The organism is Natronomonas sp. (assembly GCF_036625485.1).
In the GTDB taxonomy this organism is placed as follows: Archaea; Halobacteriota; Halobacteria; order Halobacteriales; family Haloarculaceae; genus Natronomonas.
This window is the reverse complement of record NZ_JAZKTR010000178.1, coordinates 1-4,441: the sequence shown is the minus strand read 5'-3', so window position 1 is coordinate 4,441 and position 4,441 is coordinate 1. Positions and strand designations below refer to the sequence as shown.

Genomic DNA, 4,441 nt, shown 5'->3' with positions numbered 1-4,441 from the left:
AGCGACGATACGTCGAGCACGGAGGATACCGAAGACGACTCCGACGACGGCGACGGGGACGATGGCGGCGATTCATCGACCGACGGGACCGACGACGGCGACGACGAGAACACGACTGAGAAGGTCCGGGACGTGGTCAACGACACGACCGATGCCCTCGATGAATCGACCGATACGACCACCGACACGGTCGACGACACGACCGATACGGTCGATGATACCGTCGAGGGCACCACCAGTACGGTCGGGGCGACGACCGAGGATTCGGTCAAGACGCTCTCGCTGGGAGAATCGCTCGTTTCGCCAACGTCGACCGACCCCGCTGACGTTACCACCCTCCAGTTGTCCACCGAGGAGTCGCTACAGTTCGATGGGGCGGACGGCGAAACATCCCATTCCAGCGTCCACGAGACCGCCGCAGCGGACGCCGACGATGCCGACGACGGCCACGCTGTGGTCGCTACCACGAACGCCGGCGGCGGCCAACCGATTCCGAACGCCCCGGCTGGCGGCATCGCCATCAGCTTCGGCCTGTTCGCCGCGATGGCCGCTCTCCGAACCACGCCGCTGGTCGCCGGCGGCGTTCCCTCCCTCGGGTCCATCGGCGCCAGCATCTCGACGCCCGCCATCCTGAGCAAGCTTCGGCCCTTCATCTTCCCGCTTCGATACAGCCGCTACGACGATTCGGACCCCCTCGAACACGAGGCCCGCGAGGACGTCTACGAGATCGTCAACGAATCCCCCGGGTCCTACCTCTCGGAGGTCTCCGAGGAAGCCGGCCTCCCGCTGTCGACGACCCGGCACCACATCAAGATCCTCGAACGTGAGGACCTCGTCTCCGGCGCCAAACTGCGGGGCAAGCGTCGGTTCTACCCCGCCTACGCCGAAGGCGTCGAACTCGCCGCCGCACTCAACGACGAGGCGACCGCCGTCATCATCGACGCCATCGCACGGCTCGGGTCGGCCTCGGTCAGCGACCTCGCCGACGACATCGGCCGGGACCCCTCGACCACCAGCCACCACCTCCAGCGGCTCGAAGAGGACGGCATCATCACGCGCGAACGCGAGGGCCGTGCCGTCATGAACAAGCTCTCCGGAGAGGCCCGGACCGCGCTCGAACCCGACTCGACGCCCACGCCCGGCACTGCCGGCAGCGCCATCGTCGGCGGCGCCGACTGACGGCGTCTTTTTTCGCTCCGCTCGTCGATCGAACCCCTGTCCCGACAGCTCTCGACTATCCGTCCGAGGACGACAGATCCAGTACCTCGTGTCCGGCCTCGTCACGTTCCGAAAACCGCGCGACTGGCCGGCTGAATTTCTGCGTGTTCGATTCCGCCGTCGAACGGACCTCCAGTCGCTCGCCGTCGCGGTCGCCACCTTCGATTCGAAGAGCGAGGCCCACGACACCTTTCTCGCGGCTCTCAGGCGGCGCGTAGTGCGTTTCCCGTACCTCTCCGTCGCACGTATCGCCCTCGACCCGAACGGTCATGTGCTCGCCCTCCTCAGCACGGTTCATCGCGTCTATGAGCTCCGTCGTGGTTTTCATTGACCGAACGGTGTATCCAGAGGGACAAAATATCAATGAAGTAGAAAGAACAGCGGCGAAAAACAGCACGACCCCTGTGGTCCGCTCGAAATCGGGATGGCAAAAGAGACCGGCCTATTCGATTTCGACGGTGTCGGTCGCGTTCTGCTCGTCGTTCAGGCGAATCTCGACCTCGTAGTCGCCCGGTTCCGAGGGGTTGTCGACCGCCGGATAGCTGACGACGACGGTGTCGCCCTCCTGTAGCGTGTATCCCGTCTCGAGGGCGATGTCGAAGGAGTATTCGTTGTTGTTGACGCCGCTGATGTGGGTCTCGTTGAACTCCTCTTCGAGTTCACCGTCGCCGTCCGTGTCGACGCCGAGCTCGATCTGTTCGTGTTGGGCGGCATCGACGGTGAAGTTCTCACGCGGATAGGTCGCGCCGATGGCCGTCAACTCGGAGTCGGCAGCCGTCTCGTCGACGTCGATACGGAGCGTTTGCGTCACGTTCGTCGCTCCGGGGTCGTCGCTTTCGACAGCCACGTCGTCAGCTGTCCCGTCCGGTGACCCGCCGTTGAGCGCTGCACACCCGGAGAACGCTACCATCGTCACGACTGCAACTACGAGTAGAATCCGTCGCACGCCGGATTGTGTTGCTTCGATAAGGGGTAAATCCTCTGGGGGACGGCTCACAGATACCTCCATCCGACGGAAACGCAGGGTGAAGGTGCGTTGACCCATCGCAGGATACGATGGGTTTTCCGTGTGGCGTCCTTCATCCGCATATGACGATTACTACCGGCGATTCCGTGACCCTCGAATACACCGGCCGACTGGACGATGAGACAGTATTCGACACCTCGCGGGAGGCCGTCGCCGAGGAAGCAGGACTAGCCGAAGCCCAACCCGACCGGGAGTACACCCCGTTGACAGTCGACGTCGGGGCCCAACAGGTCATCGAAGGAATGGAAGAGGGGCTGATCGGCATGGAAGCCGGCGAGACGACGACCCTGACGATTCCGCCCGAGAAAGCCTACGGCGAACGAAACGAGGAGAACGTACAGGAGTTCGACACCGACGAGCTTCGGGAGATGCTCGGCGGCCAGACGCCCGAGGAGGGCGCCTACCTCGAAGCCCAGAACGGCCAACCCGGTGAGATCATCCATTCCGGCGAGGAGGTCGTTCGAGTGGACTTCAACCCCCAACTCGCCGGCGAAACGCTGACGTTCGACATCGAGATCGTCGACGTCAACTGAACGCGAACCCCGATATTTTTAGCGATGATTCGTCCCGTTCGCAATGCTCCACCAACGGCTGGAGCGAACGAAGTGAGCGGAAAGAAGTGAGTGGACCAGCTGGGATTTGAACCCAGGGCCTCTTCCTTGCGAAGGAAGCGATCTGCCGCTGATCTACTGGCCCGCGGTTTTCAGTTATCGATTCGGCCGTTTGTACCTTCCGTTTTGCAACACCAAAGGCGACGAAAGCAGTCGCGCGTGAGTGTTGCGGCGGGCGGAACCCGGAATCTGACGACCGGTCGAAAGCGTCCTCGTTCGCTATCGGCGACTCCGTCGGAGTCGCGTTAGTCTTCGAGGACGATCTCGATGGAGACGTCGTTCGGGACCTGGATCCGCATCAGCTGGCGGAGCGCGCGTTCGTCGGCGTCGATGTCGATGAGACGCTTGTGGACGCGCATCTCCCAGTGCTCCCACGTCGCGGTCCCCTCACCGTCGGGGGACTTGCGAGCGGGGATCTCCAGCGTTTTCGTCGGGAGCGGAACCGGGCCTGAAAGCTCGACGCCGGTCTTGTCCGCGATCTCGCGGACGTCTTCCGTGATGTCGTCGAGGTCCTCGGGTGCCGTGCCCGCGAGGCGAACGCGTGCCTGTTGCATGCGTTATCGCTCGTTGATGCTGAGGACCTTGCCGGCCGCGACGGTCTGACCCATGTCACGGATGGCGAAGCTGCCCAGTTCGGGGATCTCGTTCGAGGACTCGATGCTGAGCGGCTTCTGGGGTCGGACAGTCACGACGGCGGCGTCGCCGGACTGGATGAAGTCCGGGTTCTCCTCGGCGACCTCGCCGGAGGAGGGGTCGATTTTCTTGTCGATGGACTCGATGGTACACGCGACCTGCGCCGTGTGGGCGTGGAAGACCGGCGTGTAGCCAGCGGTGATGACCGACGGGTGCTGCATGACGACGACCTGCGCCTGGAAGGTCTCGGCGACCGACGGCGGGTCGTCGGCGGGACCACAGACGTCACCACGGCGGATGTCGTCCTTGCCGATGCCACGGACGTTGAAGCCAACGTTGTCACCGGGCTCGGCCTTGGGGACCTCTTCGTGGTGCATCTCGATGGTCTTGACCTCGCCGCCGACGTCGCTCGGCTGGAAGGAGACGTTGTCGCCGGTGTTGAGGATACCCGTCTCGATACGGCCGACCGGGACCGTACCGATACCGGAGATGGTGTAAACGTCCTGGATCGGGAGGCGCAGCGGCGCGTCCGTCGGCGGCTGCGGCTCCGGCAGGTCGTTGAGGGCCTCGAGCAGGGTCGGGCCATCGTACCACGGCGTGTTCTCGGAGTCCTCGGAGACGTTGTCGCCCTCGAAGGCCGAGGTGGGGATGTACTTGGCGTCGTCCGTGTTGAAGCGGACCTGCTGCAGCAGCTCGTTGACCTCGTCAACGACTGCCTTGTACTTGTTCTCGTCGTAGTCGACGAGGTCCATCTTGTTGACCGCGATGATGAGTTCGTCGATACCGAGGGTACGAGCCAGGAAGACGTGCTCCTGGGTCTGCGGCTGGACACCGTCGTCAGCGGCGACGACGAGGACCGCGTTGTCGGCCTGGCTCGCGCCAGTGATCATGTTCTTGACGAAGTCGCGGTGGCCCGGACAGTCGACGATGGTGAAGTAGTAGGTGTCCGTGT

Annotated in this window: 6 protein-coding genes and 1 tRNA gene; 2 read left to right on the top strand and 5 right to left on the bottom strand. The window is 63.6% G+C overall.

Features of this window, described 5'->3' with window-relative positions; translation table 11 throughout:
• Positions 1–1,179: winged helix-turn-helix transcriptional regulator (locus V5A53_RS13180; RefSeq protein WP_332314078.1), on the top strand; the 1,179-nt coding region annotated here is incomplete at its 5' end.
• A gap of 55 nt (positions 1,180–1,234) precedes the next feature.
• On the opposite strand, the gene V5A53_RS13175 is transcribed toward V5A53_RS13180, so the two are convergent.
• Positions 1,235–1,546, bottom strand: a complete 312-nt coding sequence (locus V5A53_RS13175) for a hypothetical protein (RefSeq protein WP_332314077.1) — start codon at positions 1,544–1,546, stop codon at positions 1,235–1,237.
• Positions 1,547–1,660: 114 nt separating this feature from the next.
• Positions 1,661–2,164: a hypothetical protein gene (locus V5A53_RS13170; protein WP_332314076.1), complete on the bottom strand. Its 504-nt coding sequence runs from the start codon at positions 2,162–2,164 to the stop codon at positions 1,661–1,663.
• Positions 2,165–2,307: 143 nt separating this feature from the next.
• On the opposite strand from V5A53_RS13170, the gene V5A53_RS13165 reads away from it, so the two are divergent.
• The gene (locus V5A53_RS13165) at positions 2,308–2,778 is read left to right on the top strand and encodes an FKBP-type peptidyl-prolyl cis-trans isomerase (protein WP_332314075.1); all 471 of its coding nucleotides are present in this window, start codon (positions 2,308–2,310) and stop codon (positions 2,776–2,778) included.
• Positions 2,779–2,869: 91 nt separating this feature from the next.
• Here V5A53_RS13165 and V5A53_RS13160 read toward each other — a convergent pair.
• The 3 genes from V5A53_RS13160 to tuf form a co-directional block, all read right to left on the bottom strand.
• Positions 2,870–2,941 (bottom strand) — tRNA-Ala (locus tag V5A53_RS13160).
• Between the two features lie 160 nt (positions 2,942–3,101).
• Entirely contained in the window at positions 3,102–3,410 is a 309-nt protein-coding gene (gene rpsJ, locus V5A53_RS13155; RefSeq protein WP_178289712.1) for a 30S ribosomal protein S10, read from the bottom strand.
• 3 nt (positions 3,411–3,413) lie between these two features.
• Positions 3,414–4,441, bottom strand: a 1,028-nt coding sequence (tuf, locus tag V5A53_RS13150; RefSeq protein WP_332314074.1) for a translation elongation factor EF-1 subunit alpha, incomplete at its 5' end; no start/stop codon positions are given.